The sequence below is a fragment of the Mesorhizobium sp. ISC25 genome (genome assembly GCF_042295465.1).
In the GTDB taxonomy this organism is placed as follows: domain Bacteria; phylum Pseudomonadota; class Alphaproteobacteria; order Rhizobiales; family Rhizobiaceae; genus Mesorhizobium.
Map to the genome: position 1 here is coordinate 3,540,771 of NZ_CP135441.1, position 22,558 is coordinate 3,563,328.

General features: G+C 61.7%; 22 protein-coding genes. 8 read left to right on the forward strand and 14 right to left on the reverse strand.

The features are described from left to right. The first annotated feature begins 1 nt into the window (after window position 1). Window positions 2-937: a dimethyl sulfoxide reductase anchor subunit family protein gene (locus RQ479_RS17635; protein ID WP_376702013.1), complete on the forward strand. Its 936-nt coding sequence runs from the start codon at window positions 2-4 to the stop codon at window positions 935-937. Between the two features lie 2 nt (window positions 938-939). Here the strand turns inward: RQ479_RS17635 and pdeM are convergent, their stop codons facing one another. The 5 genes from pdeM to RQ479_RS17660 all read right to left on the reverse strand — a co-directional run bounded on the left by pdeM (window position 940) and on the right by RQ479_RS17660 (window position 6,919). Continuing rightward, on the reverse strand, window positions 940-1,638 hold the full coding sequence (pdeM, locus tag RQ479_RS17640; RefSeq protein WP_376702014.1) for a ligase-associated DNA damage response endonuclease PdeM: 699 nt from the start codon (window positions 1,636-1,638) through the stop codon (window positions 940-942). Window positions 1,639-1,652: 14 nt separating this feature from the next. Continuing rightward, window positions 1,653-4,175 carry a ligase-associated DNA damage response DEXH box helicase gene (locus RQ479_RS17645; RefSeq protein WP_376702015.1) on the reverse strand — a complete coding sequence of 841 codons (2,523 nt, stop codon included), beginning with the start codon at window positions 4,173-4,175 and terminating at the stop codon, window positions 1,653-1,655. A 67-nt stretch (window positions 4,176-4,242) separates the two neighbouring features. Further along, window positions 4,243-5,103 (reverse strand): NlpC/P60 family protein, encoded by an 861-nt coding sequence (locus RQ479_RS17650; protein WP_376702016.1) that lies wholly within the window; start codon window positions 5,101-5,103, stop codon window positions 4,243-4,245. A gap of 30 nt (window positions 5,104-5,133) precedes the next feature. Beyond that, entirely contained in the window at window positions 5,134-5,484 is a 351-nt protein-coding gene (locus tag RQ479_RS17655) for a MarR family winged helix-turn-helix transcriptional regulator (RefSeq protein ID WP_023676939.1), read from the reverse strand. A 70-nt stretch (window positions 5,485-5,554) separates the two neighbouring features. Next, window positions 5,555-6,919 (reverse strand): M17 family metallopeptidase, encoded by a 1,365-nt coding sequence (locus tag RQ479_RS17660; RefSeq protein ID WP_376702017.1) that lies wholly within the window; start codon window positions 6,917-6,919, stop codon window positions 5,555-5,557. Window positions 6,920-7,041: 122 nt separating this feature from the next. Here RQ479_RS17660 and RQ479_RS17665 point away from each other — a divergent pair, with 122 nt between their 5' ends. Then, complete coding sequence (locus RQ479_RS17665; protein WP_292654038.1) at window positions 7,042-7,863, forward strand: tetratricopeptide repeat protein; 822 nt, start codon at window positions 7,042-7,044, stop codon at window positions 7,861-7,863. 115 nt (window positions 7,864-7,978) lie between these two features. On the opposite strand, the gene RQ479_RS17670 is transcribed toward RQ479_RS17665, so the two are convergent. The 9 genes from RQ479_RS17670 to RQ479_RS17710 form a co-directional block, all read right to left on the reverse strand. Continuing rightward, window positions 7,979-8,995 (reverse strand): type II secretion system F family protein, encoded by a 1,017-nt coding sequence (locus RQ479_RS17670; RefSeq protein WP_376702018.1) that lies wholly within the window; start codon window positions 8,993-8,995, stop codon window positions 7,979-7,981. Window positions 8,996-9,006: 11 nt separating this feature from the next. Next, window positions 9,007-10,020, reverse strand: coding sequence for a type II secretion system F family protein (locus tag RQ479_RS17675; RefSeq protein WP_376702019.1), 1,014 nt, complete (start codon window positions 10,018-10,020; stop codon window positions 9,007-9,009). 29 nt (window positions 10,021-10,049) lie between these two features. Further along, entirely contained in the window at window positions 10,050-11,552 is a 1,503-nt protein-coding gene (locus tag RQ479_RS17680) for a CpaF family protein (RefSeq protein WP_292654022.1), read from the reverse strand. 29 nt (window positions 11,553-11,581) lie between these two features. Beyond that, window positions 11,582-12,865 (reverse strand): CpaE family protein, encoded by a 1,284-nt coding sequence (locus tag RQ479_RS17685; RefSeq protein WP_376702020.1) that lies wholly within the window; start codon window positions 12,863-12,865, stop codon window positions 11,582-11,584. 55 nt (window positions 12,866-12,920) lie between these two features. Next, window positions 12,921-13,655, reverse strand: a complete 735-nt coding sequence (locus RQ479_RS17690) for a CpaD family pilus assembly protein (protein WP_292654020.1) — start codon at window positions 13,653-13,655, stop codon at window positions 12,921-12,923. A 14-nt stretch (window positions 13,656-13,669) separates the two neighbouring features. Beyond that, window positions 13,670-15,199: a type II and III secretion system protein family protein gene (locus RQ479_RS17695; RefSeq protein WP_376702021.1), complete on the reverse strand. Its 1,530-nt coding sequence runs from the start codon at window positions 15,197-15,199 to the stop codon at window positions 13,670-13,672. After that, window positions 15,196-16,011: a Flp pilus assembly protein CpaB gene (gene cpaB, locus RQ479_RS17700; protein WP_023676931.1), complete on the reverse strand. Its 816-nt coding sequence runs from the start codon at window positions 16,009-16,011 to the stop codon at window positions 15,196-15,198. Before cpaB ends, RQ479_RS17695 begins: the two co-directional genes overlap by 4 nt. A gap of 189 nt (window positions 16,012-16,200) precedes the next feature. Then, complete coding sequence (locus tag RQ479_RS17705; RefSeq protein ID WP_292654017.1) at window positions 16,201-16,719, reverse strand: prepilin peptidase; 519 nt, start codon at window positions 16,717-16,719, stop codon at window positions 16,201-16,203. Window positions 16,720-16,876: 157 nt separating this feature from the next. Further along, window positions 16,877-17,047, reverse strand: a complete 171-nt coding sequence (locus tag RQ479_RS17710) for a Flp family type IVb pilin (protein ID WP_292654016.1) — start codon at window positions 17,045-17,047, stop codon at window positions 16,877-16,879. A 343-nt stretch (window positions 17,048-17,390) separates the two neighbouring features. Here RQ479_RS17710 and RQ479_RS17715 point away from each other — a divergent pair, with 343 nt between their 5' ends. The 6 genes from RQ479_RS17715 (at window position 17,391) to RQ479_RS17740 (ending at window position 22,494) form a co-directional block, all read left to right on the forward strand. Next, the gene (locus RQ479_RS17715) at window positions 17,391-17,813 is read left to right on the forward strand and encodes a pilus assembly protein N-terminal domain-containing protein (protein ID WP_352715763.1); all 423 of its coding nucleotides are present in this window, start codon (window positions 17,391-17,393) and stop codon (window positions 17,811-17,813) included. Window positions 17,814-17,965: 152 nt separating this feature from the next. Beyond that, on the forward strand, window positions 17,966-18,526 hold the full coding sequence (locus RQ479_RS17720) for a TadE/TadG family type IV pilus assembly protein (RefSeq protein WP_292654014.1): 561 nt from the start codon (window positions 17,966-17,968) through the stop codon (window positions 18,524-18,526). A gap of 30 nt (window positions 18,527-18,556) precedes the next feature. After that, the gene (locus RQ479_RS17725; RefSeq protein WP_023676926.1) at window positions 18,557-19,177 is read left to right on the forward strand and encodes a TadE/TadG family type IV pilus assembly protein; all 621 of its coding nucleotides are present in this window, start codon (window positions 18,557-18,559) and stop codon (window positions 19,175-19,177) included. Window positions 19,178-19,568: 391 nt separating this feature from the next. Continuing rightward, window positions 19,569-20,810, forward strand: a complete 1,242-nt coding sequence (locus tag RQ479_RS17730) for a phosphopentomutase (protein WP_376702022.1) — start codon at window positions 19,569-19,571, stop codon at window positions 20,808-20,810. Beyond that, the gene (gene mutM, locus RQ479_RS17735; RefSeq protein ID WP_376702023.1) at window positions 20,803-21,693 is read left to right on the forward strand and encodes a bifunctional DNA-formamidopyrimidine glycosylase/DNA-(apurinic or apyrimidinic site) lyase; all 891 of its coding nucleotides are present in this window, start codon (window positions 20,803-20,805) and stop codon (window positions 21,691-21,693) included. The genes RQ479_RS17730 and mutM overlap by 8 nt, the downstream gene beginning before the upstream one ends. Window positions 21,694-21,720: 27 nt before the next feature. Further along, on the forward strand, window positions 21,721-22,494 hold the full coding sequence (locus RQ479_RS17740; protein ID WP_376702024.1) for an enoyl-CoA hydratase: 774 nt from the start codon (window positions 21,721-21,723) through the stop codon (window positions 22,492-22,494). Window positions 22,495-22,558: the final 64 nt, after the last annotated feature.

The window sequence follows — 22,558 nt, forward strand, 5'->3', positions numbered from 1 at the left end:
CATGCATCCAGCATTCTCGGTCGTCTTTTTCACCACCGTCACGGGCGCCGGTTACGGCCTGCTCGCGCTGCTTGGCGTGCTGGCCGGACAGGGCTTTATCCCGCCCGATTTCTGGCTTGGCCTTACCGGCATAGGGCTGGCGCTTGGCCTGATCTCGGCCGGCCTGCTGTCGTCGGCCGGCCATCTCGGCCGGCCCGAACGCGCGTGGCGTGCCTTCTCGCAATGGCGTAGCTCATGGCTGTCGCGCGAAGGTGTTGCCTCGGTCGCCACCTTCGTGCCGGCGGGACTGTTCGGTATTGGCTGGGTGGTCCTCGGCCGCACGAGCGGCTGGGTGGCTGTCGCCGGGCTGCTCGCTGCCAGCGGCGCGGTAGCAACCGTTTGCACCACCGGCATGATCTACGCGTCGTTGAAGCCGATCGCCCAATGGCACAGCCGCTTCACCCTGCCCGGCTACCTGATTTTTTCGGCGATGACCGGCAGCGTACTGCTCAACGCCCTGCTGCAGGGATTTGCCGCAGGCTCGAGTACGCTTCTGGCGGCTGCCCTGTTGCTGACTGCGCTCGGCTGGGGTTTGAAGCTGGCGACCTGGCGATACAATGACAGGCTGGAGATCCTGACCAATGCCAACACCGCAACCGGGCTCGCCGGCGGCACGGTGCGATCGCTGGAATGGCCGCATACCGAGGAAAACTATCTGCTCAAGGAAATGGGCTTTTGCATCGCACGCAAGCACAGGGTGCGGTTGCGCCAGATCACACAAGCGCTGGCCTTTGCTTTGCCTGCGTTGCTGTTGGTCGCGGCGTTCGCCTTGCCGTGGCCCTATGCGGCGGTTTCGTCGATGCTCGCCGCAATCGTCCAACTCGCCGGCATGCTGGTCGAGCGCTGGCTGTTCTTCGCCGAGGCCAAACACACCGTCACTTTGTACTACGGCAGGTAGGGTCAGCCCGGCCTGAGCATCGCGTGGGAAATCGCGAAGATGCGTTCGGTGCCAAGCATATAGGCCATCAGCGTTTCGCGGCGGAACAGCCCGGCATAGGCGCGATCAAGCAGATTGAGCGAACCGGTATAAGCGCCGAAAGCCGGCATGATCATGCGGCCGCCATCGCCGGCAAAGCAGCGCCGCCGCACGGAGCGGCCTTGCTGCACGATGCGGGCACAAGGATGCAGGTGGCCTGATATCTCGCCTTCCACTCTCACGGCCGAAGGCTCGTGCCGGAAGAGTAGAGAGCCGATTGCCAATTCGCGTACGGTCTCGCCTGGCAAGTCGGCCGGCGCTTCAGGATCATGATTGCCGGCGACCCAGAACCAGTCGCGCCCGACCATCAGCCCTTCCAGCCGTTCGCGAAAGCTTGCGTGCATACGCGCTGCGCCGCCGCCATCGTGAAAACTGTCGCCCAGGCTGATGACGATCGCAGGCTGATAATCGGCGATCACCGCCTGCAGCCGGAGCAGCGTCGCGCCGGTGTCATAAGGTGGGACCAGCGTGCCGCGCCTGGCCAGTGAGGAGCCTTTTTCCAGATGCAGGTCGGACACGGCCAGAAGCCGGAATTCAGGAAAATAGAGCACGCCGCGACGGTCGCAGATCGCGCGTTCGCCGGCGATACGGACAGCGCCCGTATCCGCCAGAGTCGCAGCCATTGCCACCGCCACAGTCATTTCGTCCCCATGGCCTCCTCGACCAGCGTGGCTGCATCCATCAGCAGCGTCTCGTCGGCCTCGCCGTGCACCGGCATCTTGCCAATCTCGAGCATGATCGGCACGGCGAGTGGCGAGATCTGCTCGAGGTTCTTATGCATGATTCGACCCTGGACGCGCGAGAGCATCTCGGCAAGTCTGCTGACATCCAGCAGACCGGTCGCGGCATCGGCACGTGTCGCCTGCAAAAGGATATGGTCGGGCTCGTGGCTGCGCAGTACGTCGTAGATGAGATCAGTCGACACGGTTACCTGGCGGCCGCTCTTCTCCTGGCCCGGGTGGCGTTTCTCGATCAATCCCGAGATCAGCGCGCAATTGCGAAAGGTGCGCTTCAACAGCCAACTGCCGGCGAGCCAGGCTTCGAGGTCGTCGCCCAGCATGTCCTGATCGAATAGCGCAGCCAGCGACGGTTTCTTCGCCCTGAACATGTGGCCCATATCGGCCAGCGACCATATGGCAAGCGCATAGTCGGTGGCGACGAAGCCGAGCGGCTTGGCTCCCGCCCTGTCGAGGCGGCGGGTGAGCAGCATGCCGAGCGTCTGGTGCGCCAGCCTGCCCTCGAACGGATAGGCCACAAGGTAGTAGCGATTGCCTCGCGGAAAGGTCTCGATCAGCAGATCGTCGCGTTTCGGCAGCACCGACTTGTCGGCCTGGAAGCGTAGCCAGTCGGCGACCTGCTCCGGCAGCTTCTTCCAGCGCTGCGGATCGTCCAGCATGGCGCGGACCTGTTCGGCTAGGTACGTCGAAAGCGGGAATTTGCCACCACCGTAATACGGTACCTTGGCGTCGCTGCCGGGCGCGTTCGAGACGAAGCACTCATTCTCGCGGATGCCTTCGAAACGCAGCACCTTGCCGGCGAACATGAAGGTATCGCCGTGAGTCAGCGTCTCGAGGAAGGCCTCCTCGATCTTGCCCAGAACCCGGCCGCCACGCGAAGCCGCGCCTCTGCTGCCGGCCTGCACGTAGCGGACGTTGAGCGCCGGCACTTCGATGATGGTGCCGACGTTGAGCCGGTATTGCTGGGCGACGCGAGGATTTGAGACCCGCCACAGCCCGTCCCTGTTGAGACGAATACGGGCGTAGCGTTCGTAGTTCTTCAGCGCATAGCCGCCGGTGGCGACGAAATCGACGACGCGATCGAATGTCGGCCGATCGAGATCGGCATAGGGTGCAGCCGTCCGTACTTCCTCGAACAGCGCATCGGCATGGAACGGCGCACCGCAGGCACAGCCCAGTACGTGCTGCGCCAACACGTCGAGACCGCCATTGACCAACGGCGGGGTGTCCTGGGCGCCGAGATAATTGGCGTCGAGCGCCGCCCTGCATTCCAGCACCTCGAAGCGGTTGGCCGGGATCAGGATCGCCTTCGACGGCTCGTCCATACGGTGGTTGGCCCGACCGATGCGCTGTGCCAGCCGGCTGGCACCTTTCGGCGCGCCGACATGGACGACCAGGTCGACGTCGCCCCAGTCGATGCCGAGGTCGAGCGTCGATGTGGCGACGATGGCGCGCAGGGCGTTTTCGCCCATCGCTTTCTCCACGCGCCGGCGCTGGGCGACATCGAGCGAGCCGTGATGCAGCGCGATAGGCAAGGTGTCCTCGTTGACCCGCCACAACTCCTGGAACAGCAACTCCGCCTGGCTGCGCGTGTTGACGAACAGCAGGGTTGTCTTGTGGCGCTTGATCTCGTTGTAGATTTCCGGCGTTGCGTAGCGGGCCGAATGTCCCGCCCACGGCACGCGCTCCTCCGAATCGAGAATGGAGATGTCGGGCTTGGCGCCGCCAGTGACGACGATCAGTTCAGCCATCGGCCCCGGTGGATTCTGGTTGACCAGCCAGCGCCGCAATTCGTCGGGCTCGGCGACCGTCGCCGACAGGCCTATCGTCTGCAGGGCGGGCACAAACGAGCGCAGCCGGGCCAGCCCGAGCGACAGGAGATGCCCGCGCTTCGAGGTCACCAGCGAATGCAATTCGTCGAGCACGACATAGCGCAGGTCCTCGAAGAAGCGCCTGGCATTGGGCGCGGCAATCAGCAGCGCCAATTGCTCGGGCGTGGTCAGGAGAATGTCGGGCGGCGCCAGCTTCTGCCGCTGGCGCTTGTGTGCGGGCGTGTCGCCAGTGCGCGTCTCGACGGTGACGGGCAGCCCGATCTCTGCGACGGGTTTGCCGAGATTGCGCTCGATGTCGACGGCCAGCGCCTTCAGCGGCGAGATGTAGAGTGTGTGGATGCCTCGATGCGCCTGCCCCGGCCTTGTCCTCAGTCGGCCAGCCAGTTCGGTCAGCGATGGCAAGAACCCGGCCAGCGTCTTGCCGGCGCCGGTCGGCGCGATCAGCAATACCGACTGCCCGCCCTGGGCTTTGGCCAGCAAATCGATCTGGTGGGCGCGCGGCGACCAGCCCTTTTCCGCAAACCATTTGACGAATGGCTCGGGCAGGACGACGGCGGCATTCTGTTCGGCAAGGCGCGGCTGCTCTGTCACGCGCCAGAGGTAGCGCGGCGACGCGCAATCGCCAAGCAGAATCGGAACAAAAGGTGATCGATTCGCGTTACGGCCGGCGAAACCCGGTCGGGCCGCCATAGAGATAGCCGATACGGGCGATCGCTTCCTTCAACCCTTCACGCGATACCAGCATGGTGTGCCCGTTGGCGTGGATCATCGCCTCTGCGTCGGTCATAACAGCGACGTGGCCTTTCCAGAACACCAGGTCGCCGCGCTGCAGCCCGGAAAAATCCGGCCCCGGAACGAGTGGCTCACCGATCGTTGCCGCCTGCATGTCGGTGTCGCGCAGCACTTGCCTGCCGGCCATGTGCATCGCAAGCTGCACCAGGCCGGAACAGTCGATGCCGAAGCCCGAGGCGCCTCCCCACAAATAGGGCGTGCCGAGAAAGCTCTCTGCAACAGCAACGTAGTCGGCGGCTGCCTCGGCGACAGGCCTGAGATGACCCGAGATGACCGCCTGGCCGGACGGCAACAGCGCATAATGCGTGCCGCGCGTTTCGGCTGAGCCCGTCACCGTCACCAACGATCCCATCGAGAGCTGTCCGCTCACCGGGAAGCGCAAGTCGGGTCCTGGATAGAGAAAGGTGCGCGGCACCGAAACGACATGGGTCGGCGCATGGTCCCGCGCGCCCAGTGCCGTGTCGGCGACATAGCCGACATAACCGTCGCGCTCGGCCTGGATCCAGGCCCAGCCTTCGGCGTCCTCGAAGACGAGAATATCGTCGCCGAACAGAAGCTGTGTGTTGACGCCGGCGTCCGGCCGCGGCGCCTTGCGTATGTCTGCGACAGAAGCGGTGATGCGAGCCGGCCGGCCGGCGACGAAACGGTCGGCGGCGACCTCGCCTCTCAGCCTGGCGTCGGCGAGATCGGAGCGGAAGGCATGGAGGCGGGCATCCCTGGCGGTCAAATCGGCAACTCGTTCAAATGGTCAATTTGGTCAAATGGGCAACTCTTGGGCTCTGGCAATGATAACATCGCCAAAGCGCTCGACAAAGAGCGCGCCTTCGACTGTGCGCCTCACCAGCACGTTGCGCTTGTCCAGCTCGTCGCGGTGGCGCGACACCAGTTTCAGCGCCCCCATCGTATCGAGCGCACGGGTGATCACCGGCTTGGTGACGTTGAGGCGGGCAGCGAGCCCGCGCACCGTGTGTGGCGGCGGATCGAGATAGATGGTGAACAGGATCGCCGTCTGGCGCATGGTGAGGTCGGGCGCGTCGTCGCGCACCTCCGACAGCACCACCTGCTGCCACAGTCGCAAGGCCTGGCTTGGACGCATGATAATCGACATCCGTCCAGCATGACGGAAAATTGTTTCGGTTCCGTTTCAGTCAACACGTTCGTCGGCTATGCCCGAGAGATCAGCCGAAGCGGTTCGAAATGACCCGCTCCAGCGCCCTGATGCCTTGCGCTTCGCCACCGGCAGGGCCGTGCGGGCGATCGGACGGGTTCCAGGCGAAGATGTCGAAATGCGCCCAGCTGGCGGTCTTTTCGACGAAGCGCTTCAGGAACAAGGCCGCCGTGATCGAGCCCGCGAAACCATCCGATGTGACGTTGTTGATGTCGGCCACCTTCGACGCCAGCTTGGCGTCATAGGGTTTCCACAACGGCATGCGCCATAGCGGATCCTCGACCGCAACGGAGGCGTCCGCCAGCTCGGATGCAAGCGTCTCGTCACCGGTATAGAACGGCGGCAAGTCGGGACCGAGCGCAACACGGGCAGCGCCTGTCAGCGTTGCCATATCGACCAGCATCTGCGGCTCCTCGTCATCGGCCAAGGCCAAGGCATCGGCGAGCACCAGCCGCCCTTCGGCGTCGGTGTTGCCGATTTCGACGGTGATGCCCTTGCGGCTCACCAGCACGTCGCCTGGCCGGAAGGCGTTGCCGGCTATCGAATTCTCGACAGCGGGGATGAGCACGCGCAGCCGAACCTTCAGCCCGGTGGCCATGATCATGGAAGCGAGGCCCAGCACGTTGGCAGCGCCGCCCATGTCCTTCTTCATCAATAGCATGCCCGAGGACGGCTTGATGTCGAGACCGCCTGTATCGAAGCAGACGCCCTTGCCGACCAGCGTTATCTTGGGGGCATTGTTCGGCCCCCAAATCATGTCGATCAGGCGTGGCGCGTCGCCAGAAGCCCGACCGACGGCGTGGATCATCGGAAAGTTGGCGGTAAGAAGATCGTCGCCATTGGTCACCGATATTTCGGCCTTGTGCGTCGCGGCCAAGGTCCGGGCGGCTTTCTCCAACTGCCCGGGGCCCATATCGCTGGTCGGCGTGTTAACCAGATCGCGCGCCAGGAAAATGCCATCGGCGAGGCGGCGGATGCGGGCGGCGTCGGTGCCGGCAGGCAGCGCGAGGCGCAGCGTCTTGCCTGACTTCTTGCCGTAGCGGGTGAAGACATAGCCGCCGAGCGCCACGGCGAGTGCCGTAAGCTCCGGCTTGGCGGGTGCCGACGCAAAATGCCAGTCGCCTGCTGGCAAGGCTCTCGCCAGTGCGCCGATGGCCAGTGCGCCCTCGCCGTCGCCGGTGCCGAACAGGGCTCCGGCAATCGCGCCGTTGTCGCCAGGCACGATCAGCGTCCTGCCGGCCTCGCCGGAAAAGCCGTTGGCCTTGGCCCAGGCGACCGAGGATGGCGCAAGGCCCGCCGCCGCCAGAGCATCCTTCGCCACCAGATGGACCGGCAGCGCATTGGTCAATTCCTTCTCGACGAGTTCGACAGGCATTCGCTGGTCTCCGGCTTCCGAGTCGGCGTTTCTTAACTCTCCGTTAGGGTTAACAGAATATTTCTGCGGTAGGGAAGATGACCACACAAATGGTCACGCGCATGAACGGAGCCCTGGTGCAGATGCCGACCAACCGCAGGATGAACGCCAGCGCAAATAGGCTGATCACCACGGCGTTGATTATGGTGCTTGCTGCAGGCGTCGCTGGCTGCGGAACCAGCAAATTGACGACTGGCTCGATTTCTCGTCCAAGCGGCAAGCCGCTGGAAACAATGTCGGCGGGCGAACTGCACAACGCTACGATGGCGCTCGGCCAGTCCTATTCGAAAAACCCCAGCGACAAGCGGATCGCGACAAACTATGCCGCGGCGCTGCAGATGGACGGCGACGCAGACCAGTCGCTTGCGGTGATGCGCAAGCTGGCGATCGCCTTGCCGAAGGATCGCGACGTGCTCGCCGCCTATGGCAAGGCGCTTGCCGCCAACGGACAGTTCGAGCCGGCTCTCGATGCCGTGCGCCGCGCCCAGACGCCCGAATATCCTGACTGGAAACTGGTATCGGCCGAAGCTGCCATTCTTGACCAGCTCGGCCAAAAGGACGAGGCGCGCCAAGGCTATCGCAAGGCGCTGGACCTCAGGCCGAACGAACCGACGATCCTATCCAATCTCGGCATGTCGTACGTGCTGGAAGGGGATTTGCGCACGGCCGAAACCTATATGCGCTCGGCCGCCCAGCAGCCGAATGCCGACAGTCGCGTCCGCCAGAACCTGGCGCTGGTCGTCGGTCTGCAAGGCCGTTTCGACGAGGCCGAGAAGATCGCCTCGCAAGAGCTGTCGCCGGAACAGGCGCAGGCCAACGTCGCTTACCTTCGCCAGATGCTGGCGCAGCAGAATGCCTGGAGCCAGCTCAAGGAGCAGGACAAGGCAAAGCCCGCCACCAACTGACCGCTCCGAGCGCCGAACCGGCGCGAGAATTCCGCAACATGTCAAACGCAAAGAGCCGCGCTGCACCGGCAGCGCGGCTCTGAATCATATCAGCTTTGTGGCGACGCGGCTGGCGCTACTCGCTGCTGGATTTCGGCTGGTCGCCAAAGATGCCGCGCTGGCTCACCTGGATGCCGGCGGGACCCAGAATGATGGCGAACAGCACCGGCAGGAAGAACAGGATCATCGGCACGGTGAGCTTCGGCGGCAAGGCCGCGGCCTTCTTCTCGGCGGCGTTCATGCGCATGTCACGGCTTTCGGCGGCCAGCACGCGCAACGCATGTGCCACGGGCGTACCGTAGCGCTCAGCCTGAACCAACGCCTGGGACACCGACCTGACGGATTCCAGGCCGGTTCGGCTTGCAAGGTTCTCGTAGGCCTGCTTGCGCTCCTGCAGATAGGAAAGTTCGGCGTTGGTCAGGATGAATTCTTCCGCCAATGCCACCGATTGCGCGCCGATCTCATCGGCGACCTTGCGAAGCGCTGCTTCCACCGACATGCCGGACTCGACGCATATCAGCAAAAGGTCGAGCGCGTCCGGCCACGCCATCTGGATCGACTGCTTGCGCTTGGTAGCGCGGTTGTTGACGTAGAGCACCGGCGCGTAGAACCCCGCATAGGCAACCACGATGCACACGAACAGCTTCACGAAAATCGGCTGCTCCGGCAATCCTCCGAGCACGAACAGATACATCGCCGCCAATGCAAAGCCGATGAAGGGCAGGACGAGACGGAAGAAAAGGAAGCGCGTCAGCGGATTTTGCCCGCGAAAACCCGCCACTTTCAATTTCTGCAAGGTACCTTCATCCGCCAGCGCACGCCTGAGATCCAGGCGATCGACAATATTGCGCATGCCGACCGACTGTTCTTCGCGCAGGCCCTTGCGGCGGCGGTCGGCTTCGACTGCCAGCCGCGCGCGCTGCTTGGCGCGCAGCTCATCGCGCTCCAGCGCCACGGATTTCATGCGCGCCTTGAGCTGGTTCCCGCCAAAGGCGGGCAGCAGCGTGAAGACGGTCGCAAACACCGCGATGCCGACCAGCAGTGCAATCAGCAGGGATGGGTCGGTGAGAGTTCTGATGACGTGATCGGTCATACGCGCGAGTCCTAGACTTCGAAGTTCATCATCTTGCGCATTACCAGGACGCCCATCGACATCCAGATGCCGGAACAACCGAGGATCAGATGGCCGGTGCTGGTGGTGAAGAGGGGCATGATGTAGTTCGGGCTCGTCAAATAGACGAGAAAGGCGACGACGAAAGGCAACGCGCCGATGATCACGGCGGATGCCTTGGCTTCCATGGACAACGCCTGGACCTTGGCTTTCATTTTCTTGCGGTCGCGAAGCACGCGCGAAAGATTGCCCAGCGCTTCGGAAAGATTGCCGCCGGCCTGAGACTGGATCTGGATGACGATGCCGAAGAAGCTCGCCTCGGTGCACGGCATCGTTTCGGGCATGCGCATGGCCGCGTCGGGGATCGACAAACCCATTTGCTGCGAATCGACTATGCGGCGGAACTCGGTCTTGACCGGCTCGGGGGATTCGTTGGCGATCAGGCGCACGGCATCGTTCAGCGGCAGGCCGGATTTTACCGCACGCACGATGATATCGAGCGCGTTCGGAAATTCGTTGAGGAACGCCTTGACGCGGCGCGCGCGGCGAAACGAGACGAACCAGCGGGGCAGACCCAAGACGCCGACCAGCAGCGCAGCCGGCAAGACCAGCAACGGTGCGCCGATGAAATAGACAAGAGCCGTCAAGACGATGCCGCAGACCGCCGAGTAGACATAGAAGCGCTCAAGCGAAATCTTCATGCCGGCCTGACGGATTTGGATCTTCAGCGGTGGTTTCTTGACCAGGCTCTGATTGGACTTTTGCTTTTGATCGAGATCCTTCAGCGAATCCTGGACGGACTTGCGACGCTTGGCCGCTTCCGCCACGCGATCGCGCGAAGCCTTGACGACGGAACGATCCGTCTCGGCGGTCTTGATCGATTCAAGCCGCTTGCCGACCTGCTTCTCGGTGCTGATCCGGTTGAACAGGAAAGCATAGGCCACAGCGCCGGCGCTGAAGCCGGCGAGCACGACGAATGCCAATACAGTGCCGTCAATTCCGAACATCGACCCTGGCCCCCACGCTTCCAGACGGATCAGTCAGCGCGTTTCTCCATCGCCTCGAGCGCAACCGCGAGGCGCTGCTCCTCACCGTAATAGCGGGCGCGCTCCCAGAAATGCGGACGGCCGATGCCAGTCGACACGTGCTCGCCCAGCAGCCTGCCGTTCGCGTCCTCGCCCTTGATGTTATAGAGAACGATGTCCTGGGTGATGATGACGTCGCCTTCCATGCCGATCACCTCGGTGATGTGGGTGATACGCCGCGATCCGTCGCGCAGGCGTGCAGCCTGTATGATCACGTCGACGGAGCCGACGACGATTTCGCGCACGGTTTTTTGCGGCAGCGTGTAGCCGCCCATGGCGATCATCGACTCTATACGGTTGAGGCATTCGCGCGGGCTGTTCGAGTGGATCGTTCCCATCGAGCCGTCATGGCCGGTGTTCATCGCCTGCAGCAGGTCGAACACTTCGGGTCCGCGCACTTCGCCGACGATAATGCGTTCGGGGCGCATGCGCAGACAGTTCTTGACCAGGTCGCGCATGGTCACTTCGCCCTCGCCTTCGAGGTTGGGCGGACGGGTTTCGAGACGCACCACATGCGGCTGCTGCAATTGCAGCTCAGCCGAGTCCTCGCAGGTGATGACGCGTTCCTCGCGGTCGATATAGTTGGTCAGGCAATTGAGCAGCGTCGTCTTGCCCGAGCCGGTACCGCCCGAGATGACGATGTTGCAACGGACGCGGCCGATGATCTTGAGAATCTCGGCCCCTTGCGGTGAAATCGAGCCGAACTTGACCAGCTGGTCGAGCGTCAGCTTGTCCTTCTTGAACTTGCGGATGGTAAGTGCGGTGCCGTCGATAGCCAGGGGCGGTGCGATGACGTTGACACGGGAGCCATCAGGAAGACGCGCATCGCAGATCGGGCTTGATTCATCGACGCGGCGGCCAACCTGACTGACGATACGCTGGCAGATGTTGAGGAGCTGCTGGTTGTCGCGGAAACGGATGCCGGTCTGCTCGACCTTGCCGTTGACTTCGATGTAGACGTTCTTGGAGCCATTGACCATGATGTCGGCAATATCGTCGCGGGCAAGCAGTGGCTCCAGCGGCCCGTAGCCCAAAACGTCGTTGCAGATATCCTCGAGAAGCTCTTCCTGCTCGGCGATGGACATCGCGAAATTCTTGATCGCGATGATGTCGTTGACAATGTCGCGGATTTCCTCGCGCGCGCTTTCGGGATCGAGTTTGGCGAGCTGCGACAGATCTATCGTATCGATGAGTGCGGCGAAGACCTGGCTTTTGGTGTCGTAGTAGGTTTCGCTCTTTTGGCGCTGGATAGTTTTCGGCTCCGGGGCCAATGGCGGCGGCTCGACCGCACGGCGAACCGCCGGCGTGGCAGGCGCGCCGGATGGCGGCAGCGCCGCTGGCCTGGCAGCTATCGCAGCTTCCACAGGGTTCGCGGCCGCCGGCGCAGCAGGTGCTGGCTGACGGAATTCCGGAATGGTCCGGTTGCCGTCGTCGCTGCCTCTTTTACCAAACATGATCGCTTACCAATTCCACCGCTGAGGCATCACTTCTTGTTGCGCGAAAGCTTGCCGATCAGGTTGCCGAGGCCAGCCTTTTTCTTCACCTTGATTTCGCTGCGCCCTGTCAGCACATGGGCGATCTCGTTGATCGTGGCGACGACCGGACTCTTGGCATCCATTTCACCGAGCATACGTCCATTATTGGCAGCATTTCCGAACAAAAGCGGCTCGAACGGGATGACCGACATCGGCGAAAGGCCGAGTGATTCGGAGAAGTCGGACGGCGTAATCTCGGGACGTTTCGGCACGCCGGCCTGGTTGATTACAAGCTTTGGTGCAGGATCGTTCGGACGAAGCCGCTTCAGCATGTCGACCAGGTTCTTTGTGTTGCGCAGATTGGCCAGTTCGGGCGTTGCCGTGATGACGATCTCGTCGGCCTTGAGCAGCGTGTTCTTGGTCCAGCCGGCCCACACGTGGGGAACATCGAGCACGAGGAGCGGCGCGCTACGCTGGGCTATGTCGATAAGCTGGGTGAAGGCGTCGGGATCGAAATCGTAGACCCGTTCCAGGGTCGAAGGTGCCGCAAGCAGCGACAGGTGCTCGGCGCATTGGGCGAGCAGCCGGTCGAGATAGACCTCGTCGACGCGTTCCGGCGAGAAGACCGCCTCGGCAATGCCTTGTGCCGGGTCCTGGTCGAAATTGATATTGGCCGTTCCAAAGGCGAGGTCGAGATCGGCGACAACCACTTCGGATTTGAAAAGGGACGACATGGCCCAGGCCACATTATGGGCTATGGTCGAGGAGCCGACGCCGCCCTTGGCGCCGATGAAGGCAATCGAGCGGCCGATCGGCTCAGCTTCCGGATCAACGAAGATCGAAGACACCACGCTGACGATGTCGGCCATCGATACGGGCGCGATGACATATTCGGAAATGCCCGAACGGATGAGTTCGCGGTACAGGCCGACATCGTTGTAGTGGCCGACAACCACCACCTTGGAGGTCGGATCACAATGCTCGGAAAGCTGGGCGAGTTGTTCCAGCAACAGCTTCGGCTCGCTGCGCGATTCAAGCAGGATCAGGTTTGGTGTCGGCGCCGACTGATAGAATTCGATAGCGGTGGAGATGCCCCCCATATGCACCTTCAGATGGGCCTTGGCCATGCGGCGATCCTCGCCGGCGCGCTCGACCGGATTGGCTACGCCTTCGGTCTCGCAAAATGCCTGGATCGAAATGCGCGGGATCGGCCGCAACGCCTGCATCGCGGCAATATCCTGCTCCGAGATTTCGCCGCCCGGTACCTCTGTGTCATAGGCAAGATTGCTCATTGTCATCACTTTCCGTGACTTGCGCGGCCTAGGGTTTGTTGAGCCTCAACACTCGTTAATATTCGACTTCCGAATTGCCGAGGAATTCGTCCGAAATACCTCTGTCACGATAGACGTCGATCACCGCGCCGCGATTTTCCGCGTCGATCGGCGTCGGCTTGCGTGGCCCGATCAGATCGGACGGATTGGCCATCTGGGCAGCCAGGTTGTTCTGATACGAACAGCCGAAATCGGCATAGTGCTTGTTTTCCGAAGTCTCCAGCAGGTCTTCGGGCCAGCGCCCGCATTTATCCGTCTGAGCCTTCACCGAGACGTAAGCAACACGGACCGGTGCGGACGCTTCGGCCGAAACAGACTGATAGGACCGCATGGCGATCCGCTTCCGGCTGATGCCACTGGCTATGGCAAGCCTGGCGAAATCGCGGCCGGCCGCGGCCGCTGCGATTTCGTTGGCCGAGCCACTCGGAATCTCGATGGTCAGCACCGGAGCTGCGCTCCTATCGTATCCGTTGAGAAAGCCCAGGAGCGTGTCGCGCTGCGATCTGGTCATGCCGCGGTCGCCGGCGCCGACCGGAAGATCGATCTTCTGAACCTTCTCGGCGATGACGATCGGATGGGTGGTGCGATAATCGTCCGGTATGGCACCGACCGTGACGCTGTCGCGATTGGCGCAGCCGGCCAGTGATGCCGCCACCGCGATCGCCATGATGGGAACGGCCGGCCGCCAGATTCGCGAATGGACGGACTGTATCGCGGTGACCGCCCTTGCCTTCGATACTGACTGAGACATGTCCACTTCCCCGCTTACTTGTAGATGAAGCCGACAACGCCGTGATAGCGGCCGTTGGGCTTGTCGGTCTGCATGGTGCCGTAGACACGGTTGACGCGGCCAAGGAACATGCCGGCGCCATCGCTGGCTGCGTTGAAATTGTCATCCGGTTTGGCAAGATCGTTGCGCGCCACCGGCTTCACCAGATAGGGCGTGATGATGATGACGAGTTCGGTCTCGTTGCGGACGAAATCCCTACTGCGGAACAGCGTGCCTAGCACCGGTATTTTGGTCAGGCCGGGCAACCCGGCAACCGCCTGCCTGATGTCGTCGCGGACAAGGCCCGCGATCATCATGGAACCGCCGGAGGGCAATTCCACTGTGGTGTCGGCCAGGCGTTTGCGGATCGACAGAAAAGTGGTGCCGGGCAAGTCACCAAGCCCTTCGAGCGCTACCGCGCCTTCCGTCGTAGGTTCCGAAACCGACGTCCTCACTTTTAGGCTGATGCGGCCCGCCGAGAGCACGACCGGCTGGAATTCGAGCCCAATTCCATATTCAAGGCGTTCGTGTTCGTAGGTAATCTGGCCAGTTTGATTATCGTTTGAAACGTTGCTTGTTCGGCCGGTGATGATATTGAATTCGCCGCCGACCTTGAAGGTCGCCTTCTCGCCGGAGACGGCGGTGAGAGTCGGCTCGGCCAGCGTCTTCATGACACCGCTTTGCTCCATGGCGTTTATGTACGCTTGGAGCGTCGAGGTGCCGATCGAGGCCCCCGAAAATTGCGACAGTGGTTTTCCTAATCCATATGCGGGGGTGCTGAACGACTTCCAACTAATGCCGTTGCTGCTGCCGTTGCCGACCATGTTGACGCCGAGCTGCTTCATCACCGAGCGGCTGACTTCCGCGACCGTCACCTTCAGCGTCACCTGGTCGTCGCCGATAATCTGCAGCAGGTTGACGATCTTGCTGACGCGGCGCTCGGCATCCGGGTTGTCGATGGCGACGCCAGCTTCAGCCGAACCGCCGGCAGCGGTCTGCGAATATTGACCCGTGGTCGCCTCGCCGCCGGACACGAAGATGTTTGCCAGATCGGCCGCGCGCTTGGCGTCCAGAGGAGTGTCCACGGTTCCGGTCAGAACGACGTTGTCGTTCAGCAACTCGATCTTGACCTCCGACGACGGGATGAAGCGCTTGATATAATCCTCCAGCCCGGCAACATCGCGTTCGACCGCCAGATCGAGGCTGACGATCTGCTCGCCATTCGGTCCAAAGACGAAGATGTTGGTCTCGCCGACCGCCTTTCCGAACAGATAGATACGGCGGGCGGTACGGGTCACCGCGTCGGCTACCGCAGGGTTGGCGACGAGAATGTCGTAGGCATCACTCGGCAGGTCGATGACCACCGACTTGTTCAGTCCAAGCTTGACCCGCTGGGTGGCGGTCGAAGCCGTAACCCTGGCATTGCCCGCCGCACTGGCATCGAGAATGCCATATGCATTCGTTCCAAGGAGAAACAGGCCGATCGCCGCAGCCAGGATGAGCGGCAGTTTGGTTTTTAGCCTCATTTCCTTGCCCCCACTTCGGAAACTTCGCCCGACTTGATCAACCGCACGGTTCCGCGCCGGCCATTGCCGGAAACCAGGTAATCGGCCTCGCCCACATTCTTGTCCTGGCTGTCCTTGATCGAGCGCAGCGCCAGAGTCAGGCGATCCGCCATCTGCTGTGCGACGGTGATGATCTCGGACTGCTGCGGCGTCAGTTCCAGGGTGGCGGTCTGGCCAACCCTGGTCTTCTTGCCTTCCTCGTCCTCCTGAATGGTCTGGTCGATCGCCAGGACGCGAATGTTCTTGAGGATAGTTTCGGTCGTGAAGCCCGGACCACCGCCATTGGCGGGATCGGCTCTGCGGGTCATGATGACGTCGACGAAATCGTTGGGAAGAATAAAGCCGCCGGCCGAGGTGTCCGCCGAGATGCTTGTGGCGACAGCCCGCATGCCGGAGGGCAGGATCGACGACATGAAGCTTTGCCCTTCACCGATCAGCTTCGAGCGGCGCAGCGGTTCGCCGGCGTAGAGCGCCACGCGGGCGACGGCGCCCTTCAGCTTGTCCAGCGCTTCAGGCTCGGCGGCGCGGGTGATGAAATTTGCGTTGATGCCTGCGGACGGCCATGACTCCCAGGAAATGTTGTTTTCAAGCGGACTGCCCATCGGAACGTCGCCGGAAAGAACAAGCACATCCTGCAGCGCGATCGCCGGCGCCTGAGGACCGGAATCGACAACCGGAGGCGGCGGAGCCACGACCATGTTCTTCGCGACATAGCCTGCACCACCGGCCGCGGCTATCGCCACGCTCAGAATAATCAATCGGGATGCTGGCATCTGTCCGAACCTCGCCTTGGCAAACCACGTAGCCAAGCGGGACTTTGCAGCGGCAATCGTCAAAACAAGGTTAATGCTATACTTACGATCGTGATTAATTTAACCTTTACATAAATTAGACCGACAAGCCCGGCCCGAAGGAAAACGTGGCCAACTCGCCTGCTCGGCGCCAACGGCGTAAAGCGAAATTTAGCCCGCCAGCCTGGTAAGTGCCCAGGCCATCAATGGCGAGTCGGAATAGGTGAGCAGACCGCCAATGCCAAGCGCGATGCCGTACGGAACGCCGGTCGCCTCATCGGCGAAATGGCGCAGGAACGGATTGTGGCTTGTGACGGCGGCAAGCGGCGATTTCCGATAGGCGAGGATGGCAAGCGTCAGCAGACCGCCGATGAATGTCGAGGCGACGAGGTATTCGATGAGATGGATGTTCAGTCCCATCCACATCGCAGTGGCGGCCAGCAGCTTGGCGTCGCCGCCGCCCATACCGCCGAGCGCGAACAGGCCGAACGTCACCGCGAGCACCAGGCCGGCGGCGGCGAAATGCCAGCCATAGGTGGCCCAGTCCATGCCGGCCAAAGGCGCAACCAAGGCGAAGACAACCACAAGCAACACTGGCACGCGATTGGCGATAGTCATCGACAGCATGTCGGAGATTGCGGCAAACAGCATGCAGAACGGAAACACGACAAAGATCACGGCTTCAAGCATCGGCGCGCCTGTGGTCAAATTGCATCTGGCCCTCAGCCTAGTCACATTCGCTTAACGATTGATGAGGCCCGAATTTCAAATCGTGCTGGGGCTAAAGACTAAATAAGGGCCGCCAGTGCGGCGGCCCTTATTTGGAGAACAAGCGAACCTGTTACGATCAGCTACCGCTCACCTTAGTGGAGATGGTGGTGAACTTGGCGTTCAGCGCGTTGCCGAGCGAGCCGGCGCCGACCATGATGGCGAGCGCGATAAGGGCGGCGATCAGACCGTATTCGATAGCGGTCGCGCCGGATTCGTCCTTCACAAAACGTGCGATGAGGTTAGACATTCGAGCTCCTACTCCAATTGTTACAGCACTTCCGTCAACTTCTCTTGGTGGCTGATCGGATACTGCGAATCTAAGGAGAAGCTGTTTCAATCGGCTTAATAAACAGGCTTACCGATTCCTTTCCCGCTTCGACGACATTGCGTGGTTAACCCAGAACTAAAATACCCGCCGCTGGGCCTACGGGCTGACAAAAGGCGCAAAAGCCGCAATTCGGCAAGGACGTGCCAGCCGTGCCGGCTTGGCCCAATGCCGGTTCCGGCTTAATCCTGAACTCCAGCCGCTTAACGGTTGGTTCACCAATCTCGTTCATGTTCCGTTGAACAGTTTGCCAGGGGGCGCCTCGATGGCCGGGCCGAGATCATCATTTCCAGTTGCCGTGCTTTTTGCCGCAGCGGCTTTCGCCGTTCCAGCCAAGGCGGGGGCCGGCATCGAGGTGACGATGAACCAGGCAAAGATTATCAAATTGTCGCGCGCCGCCGATACAATTGTCGTCGGCAATCCGGCGATCGCCGACGCCTCCGTGCAGGACGCATCGACGATCGTACTGACCGGCAAGGGATTTGGCGTCACCAATCTCGTCGTCCTCGACCAGGAGGGTAACCCGATCGTCGATGAGCAAATAACCGTCGTGCGCCAGGCAGCATCGTCGGTGCGCATCTATCGGCGTTCCGAAGTACAGACCATGTCCTGCGCGCCGTATTGCGAAAGCTCGTATAAGAGCGATGCCGAGAAGGCCTCTGAAGCCGAGATGAGCGCCGGGCATTAGCTAGCCGACTTCTCCGCCTTTTGCGGGAACGTGCTTCGGTTATCGCCGGGTTAAGGCCTTTCCGCTGAATTTAACGGTCATTCCAACCGGACTTCAATCGGTTCCGACTAAGGGTGGATCCGATATAGAACCGGCATCGGCGTGTAGAGAACATGAGCAAGGCAGGACGAGCAGGTTTTCCCGGACGGTTTTTGGGCGACCGACGCGGAAGCACGGCGATCGAATTCGCCATGCTTGCAATTCCATTCGCGCTTCTGGTCTTCGCCATCCTGGAGAGCTGCATTTCATTTGCCGCACAAGAAGTGATGGCAAACGCCACAGACGACATCGCGCGCCAACTGCGTACCGGCCAGCTAAGACCGGCCGATGTGTCCGGGACCAAGCTGCGGGATATGATCTGCACCAAATTGGAGATCATGGTCGCCAGCACCTGTCCTGGATTGCTGGTGGATTTGCGCGAATATTCGACATTCGCCGATGCGGCGCTGTCCGGTTTCAAGATCCAGGATGGCGATGTCGTGCTGACCAAGGGCACGAGCACACAGACCTTCACCGTCGCACCTGGCCTGGCGGAGTCGAGAAACATGCTGCGGGTTTTTTACAAATGGCCGGTGATGACCGACTTCATGGCCAAATCGATGGCCAACCTGAAGGACGGCAAAACGCTGCATTTTGCTTCGATCACTTGGCAGAACGAGCCGTTCGACAACTGAACCACGTAGTCGCTTGAAAAGGGCAAAGCCATGATTCGTGCGGGGGCACAGCTGGGCATCGCAGGGATTTGTACAAGAGCAGTCCGGCTTTGCTCGGACCGCCGCGGTATTGCGGCTGTCGAGTTTGCCCTCATCGTGCCTGTCCTGTTGATCATGTACTTTATGACAATGGAGGCCTCGCAAGCCATCGAGACCAGCAAAAAGGTCAGCCGCATCGGCAGCATGGTAGCGGATCTCGTCACGCAGCAGCAGACCGTCAAGGCGGCCGATGTCGATGCCATCATGGCGATCGGCAGTTCCACGCTGCAGCCCTACAACCGGTCGAAACCGAAGATCATTATCACGGCGATACAGGTGACGAACGAGACGACGCCGAAAGTCCTGGTCGTGTGGTCGCGCAAACTGGTCGATGGCGTCTCTAGCGTCGACGCGGTCAAGGATTCCACCACAACGGTCCCGAGCGCGCTTAAAATCAAAGGCACTTTCCTCATTCGGGTCGAAAGCGATCTCGCCTACAAGCCAATCATCACCTGGTCGGCGGACGGCCAAAGCCGGTTCGGATTGAGCTCGGTCTTCAATTCGATATCGATGGCGGAAACTTATTATCTGCGGCCGCGCAGGAGCCCGACCATTCCGTGCAGCGATTGCTGACGCCTGAAGCCCACTAACCGGGCTCTCGCTATTGCTTGCGACCGCGGGCCGAGACAAGGCGTACGATGACCGCAGCCAGCACATAGTCCCTCTGACCAGCAACTGTTCGGCGACGATACCGATACGGAACGTTCCGATAACATCGCGCCAATCGGCGCGCGACAGGTTTGCGCAAGACGCATCCAGCAGCAAAGCCAGTACGGCGGCGAATGCGTTCGGGGCAGGCCTCATGCGAGCTCCACGCCGCGCATTTCCATCGGCAGATCGACCATGCCGCGATTCGTCTCTCCCGGACCAGCACGCCAAGCCGTGCTGTTTGGGTTTCCGAATTGCCAATGGTGGCGCGGAACCCTATGTCTGAGCCAACACACAGGCAATGATGAACCTTTCGATGGCACGCGCCTTCCTTTTTGTCCTTGACTCTTTCGGCATCGGCGGCGCGGCCGATGCCGAACGCTATGGCGACACCGGCTCCAACACGTTCGCACACATCGCGCGGGCCTGCGCGGAAGGCCGCGCCGATCGCGAAGGCTTGCGTGACGGACCCCTTCTCGTACCAAACATGCTCGCGCTCGGCCTCGGCCAGGCCGCGGCAACGGCGACGGATTTCAGGTTCGAGAATGGCGGCAGTGCCCCGCTTGCCGCCGCCTTTCACGGCGCGGCCCAAGAGGTTTCGAGCGGCAAGGACACGCCATCGGGGCATTGGGAAATAGCCGGCCTGCCGGTCCGTTTCGACTGGGGTTACTTCCCGGACACGATTCCCGCCTTTCCGGCCGAGTTGACCGAAGCAATGGTGCGTGAAGGGAAGGTGCCCGGCATTCTCGGCAATTGCCATGCTCCGGGCACCGAGATCATCGAACGGTTCGGTGAAGACCATATTCGCACCGGCAAACCGATCTGTTACACCTCGATCGACTCCGTCCTGCAGATCGCCGCGCATGAGGTCCATTTCGGCCTGGAACGGCTTTACGAGTTCTGCAAAGTGGTGCGCAGGCTCGTCGATCCGCTGAATATCGGACGCGTCATCGCACGGCCGTTTATCGGTGAAACCGCCGCCACGTTCGAGCGAACGCATAATCGTCGCGACTATGCCGTACCGCCGCCGGAACCGACGCTGCTCGACCGGCTGACGGCGCGCGGCAGCCGGGTAATCGCGGTCGGCAAGATCGGCGACATTTTCGCCCATCGGGGGATCTCGGAAGTCCGCAAGGCTGCCGGCAACATGGCGATGTTCGACAAAGCGCTTGGTGCCATGGAAGACGCCCGCGACGGCGACCTCGTCTTCGCGAACTTTGTCGACTTCGACACCGAGTTCGGGCATCGGCGCGACGTTGCGGGGTATGCCGCCGCACTCGAAGCTTTCGACCGGCGCCTGCCCGAGGCATTCGCACGGCTGAGGCCAGGCGATCTGCTCATTTTGACCGCCGATCACGGCAACGATCCGACGTGGCGCGGCACCGACCACACGCGCGAGCGTATTCCGGTTATCGGGACACGGCCAGGTTTCAAAGGCGCAGACATCGGACTGAGGACAACATTTGCCGACATCGGCGAAACCGTGGCCGAACATCTCGGGCTGGCGCGCGGCCGTCACGGCACCTCCTTCCATGCCACGATAGGTGGCCATGCCTGAGCTGCCGGAGGTCGAGACAGTCAGGCGCGGTCTGCAGCCGGCCCTTGAAGGTGCCCGTATTGTCGGTGTCGAGGCACGCCGGCCGGATTTGCGGTTTCCGTTCCCCGAGAGATTTTCGGAGCGGCTGACCGGCAAGACGATTGCGGCGCTCGGCCGCCGTGCCAAATATCTGACGATGCACGTGGACAACGGCCCGGTTCTGATCTGCCATCTCGGCATGTCGGGGTCGTTTCGCATCGAAACGGCCAACGAGAGCGCAACGCCCGGCGCGTTCCACTACGAACGTTCGAAAAACACCGCTCACGATCACGTCGTCTTCGATATCGTATCACCTGCCGGCGTCCGCTCTCGCGTGATCTTCAACGACCCGCGCCGCTTCGGGTTTATGCTGTTTTCGGAAGGGGAGCCCGACTTGCATCCGATGCTGGCGGGATTGGGCGTCGAGCCTACGGGCAATGCACTGGATGGCGCGCTGCTCGCTTCGTTGCTGAAAGGTCGCAAGTCACCGCTGAAAGCGGCACTTCTGGACCAACGGCTGATCGCCGGGCTAGGCAATATCTACGTCTCGGAAGCGCTTTGGCGGGCCGGCCTGTCGCCGCTGCGCGAAGCGGGCACCCTCGCGAGAGCCGGCAAGAAAGCCAAAGAGCAGAGCGAAAGCCTGGCCGAAGCAATCCGCTCGGTCGTCGCCGATGCGATCGCCGCCGGCGGCTCGTCGTTGCGCGATTATATGCAGACAGATGGATCCTTGGGCTACTTCCAGCATTCTTTCGCGGTGTACGACCGCGAGGGCGAAGCCTGTTCCAAGCCTGGTTGTCGCGGCCACATCGAGCGTATCGTGCAAAGCGGTCGCTCGACTTTCCACTGCCGGACCTGTCAGGCTTGAACCAGAAGCGAGGAGGAGGAGCAAAGCATGGGCTACGAAACCATCATCGTCGAAACCCGCGGCAAGGTCGGGCTGATTACGCTGAACCGGCCGCAGGCGCTCAATGCGCTGAATTCACAAGTGCTGGCGGAACTGGTCGCGTCGGTGAACAGCATGGGCGCAAATGCCGACATCGGCGCCATGGTCGTCACTGGTTCGGAAAAGGCTTTCGCGGCAGGTGCCGATATCAAGGAAATGCAGTCGATCTCCTATGTGGATGCCTATCTGCAGGATTTCTTCGTCGGCTGGGAAGAATTTACGCGGGCACGAAAGCCGATCATCGCGGCGGTGGCGGGCTATGCGCTGGGCGGCGGCTGCGAACTGGCGATGATGTGCGATTTCATCATCGCCGCCGACACCGCCAAGTTTGGCCAACCCGAGATTACGCTGGGCGTCATGCCTGGCATGGGCGGATCGCAGCGCCTGACCCGCTTCGTCGGCAAGTCGAAGGCGATGGATATGTGCCTGACGGGGCGAATGATGGACGCAGCCGAGGCCGAGCGTTCCGGCCTGGTCTCGCGCGTGGTGCCAGCCGGCGAGTTGATCGAGGAAGCGCTTAAGGCAGCGGCCAAGATCGCTAGTTTTTCCTTGCCGTCGGTGATGATGGCAAAGGAGGCCGTCAACCGCGCCTATGAGACGACGCTCACCGAGGGTCTGCGGTTCGAGCGCCGGCTGTTTCATTCGCTGTTTGCGCTGGATGACCAGAAGGAAGGCATGGCGGCCTTCACCGGCAAGCGGAAGCCGAATTTCACGAACCGATGAGATGACGAAGGCGTCGGTCAAAAAGAAAGCGCTGCAGCGTTGACGCGCCGGAAAAGCTGAACTA

Bases quoted from the DNA above. Each gene is read 5' to 3' on its own strand.
- RQ479_RS17705 (WP_292654017.1), bottom strand. From the start codon at position 16,719: ATGCTTGAAGCCGTGATCTTTGTCGTGTTTCCGTTCTGCATGCTGTTT.
- RQ479_RS17715 (WP_352715763.1), top strand. From the start codon at position 17,391: ATGGCCGGGCCGAGATCATCATTTCCAGTTGCCGTGCTTTTTGCCGCA.
- mutM (WP_376702023.1), top strand. From the start codon at position 20,803: ATGCCTGAGCTGCCGGAGGTCGAGACAGTCAGGCGCGGTCTGCAGCCG.
- RQ479_RS17725 (WP_023676926.1), top strand. From the start codon at position 18,557: ATGATTCGTGCGGGGGCACAGCTGGGCATCGCAGGGATTTGTACAAGA.
- RQ479_RS17655 (WP_023676939.1), bottom strand. From the start codon at position 5,484: ATGTCGATTATCATGCGTCCAAGCCAGGCCTTGCGACTGTGGCAGCAG.
- RQ479_RS17695 (WP_376702021.1), bottom strand. From the start codon at position 15,199: ATGAGGCTAAAAACCAAACTGCCGCTCATCCTGGCTGCGGCGATCGGC.
- RQ479_RS17670 (WP_376702018.1), bottom strand. From the start codon at position 8,995: ATGACCGATCACGTCATCAGAACTCTCACCGACCCATCCCTGCTGATT.
- RQ479_RS17710 (WP_292654016.1), bottom strand. From the start codon at position 17,047: ATGTCTAACCTCATCGCACGTTTTGTGAAGGACGAATCCGGCGCGACC.
- RQ479_RS17665 (WP_292654038.1), top strand. From the start codon at position 7,042: ATGCCGACCAACCGCAGGATGAACGCCAGCGCAAATAGGCTGATCACC.
- RQ479_RS17730 (WP_376702022.1), top strand. From the start codon at position 19,569: ATGGCACGCGCCTTCCTTTTTGTCCTTGACTCTTTCGGCATCGGCGGC.
- cpaB (WP_023676931.1), bottom strand. From the start codon at position 16,011: ATGCCAGCATCCCGATTGATTATTCTGAGCGTGGCGATAGCCGCGGCC.
- RQ479_RS17675 (WP_376702019.1), bottom strand. From the start codon at position 10,020: ATGTTCGGAATTGACGGCACTGTATTGGCATTCGTCGTGCTCGCCGGC.
- RQ479_RS17690 (WP_292654020.1), bottom strand. From the start codon at position 13,655: ATGTCTCAGTCAGTATCGAAGGCAAGGGCGGTCACCGCGATACAGTCC.
- pdeM (WP_376702014.1), bottom strand. From the start codon at position 1,638: ATGGCTGCGACTCTGGCGGATACGGGCGCTGTCCGTATCGCCGGCGAA.
- RQ479_RS17685 (WP_376702020.1), bottom strand. From the start codon at position 12,865: ATGAGCAATCTTGCCTATGACACAGAGGTACCGGGCGGCGAAATCTCG.
- RQ479_RS17680 (WP_292654022.1), bottom strand. From the start codon at position 11,552: ATGTTTGGTAAAAGAGGCAGCGACGACGGCAACCGGACCATTCCGGAA.
- RQ479_RS17740 (WP_376702024.1), top strand. From the start codon at position 21,721: ATGGGCTACGAAACCATCATCGTCGAAACCCGCGGCAAGGTCGGGCTG.
- RQ479_RS17720 (WP_292654014.1), top strand. From the start codon at position 17,966: ATGAGCAAGGCAGGACGAGCAGGTTTTCCCGGACGGTTTTTGGGCGAC.
- RQ479_RS17660 (WP_376702017.1), bottom strand. From the start codon at position 6,919: ATGCCTGTCGAACTCGTCGAGAAGGAATTGACCAATGCGCTGCCGGTC.
- RQ479_RS17635 (WP_376702013.1), top strand. From the start codon at position 2: ATGCATCCAGCATTCTCGGTCGTCTTTTTCACCACCGTCACGGGCGCC.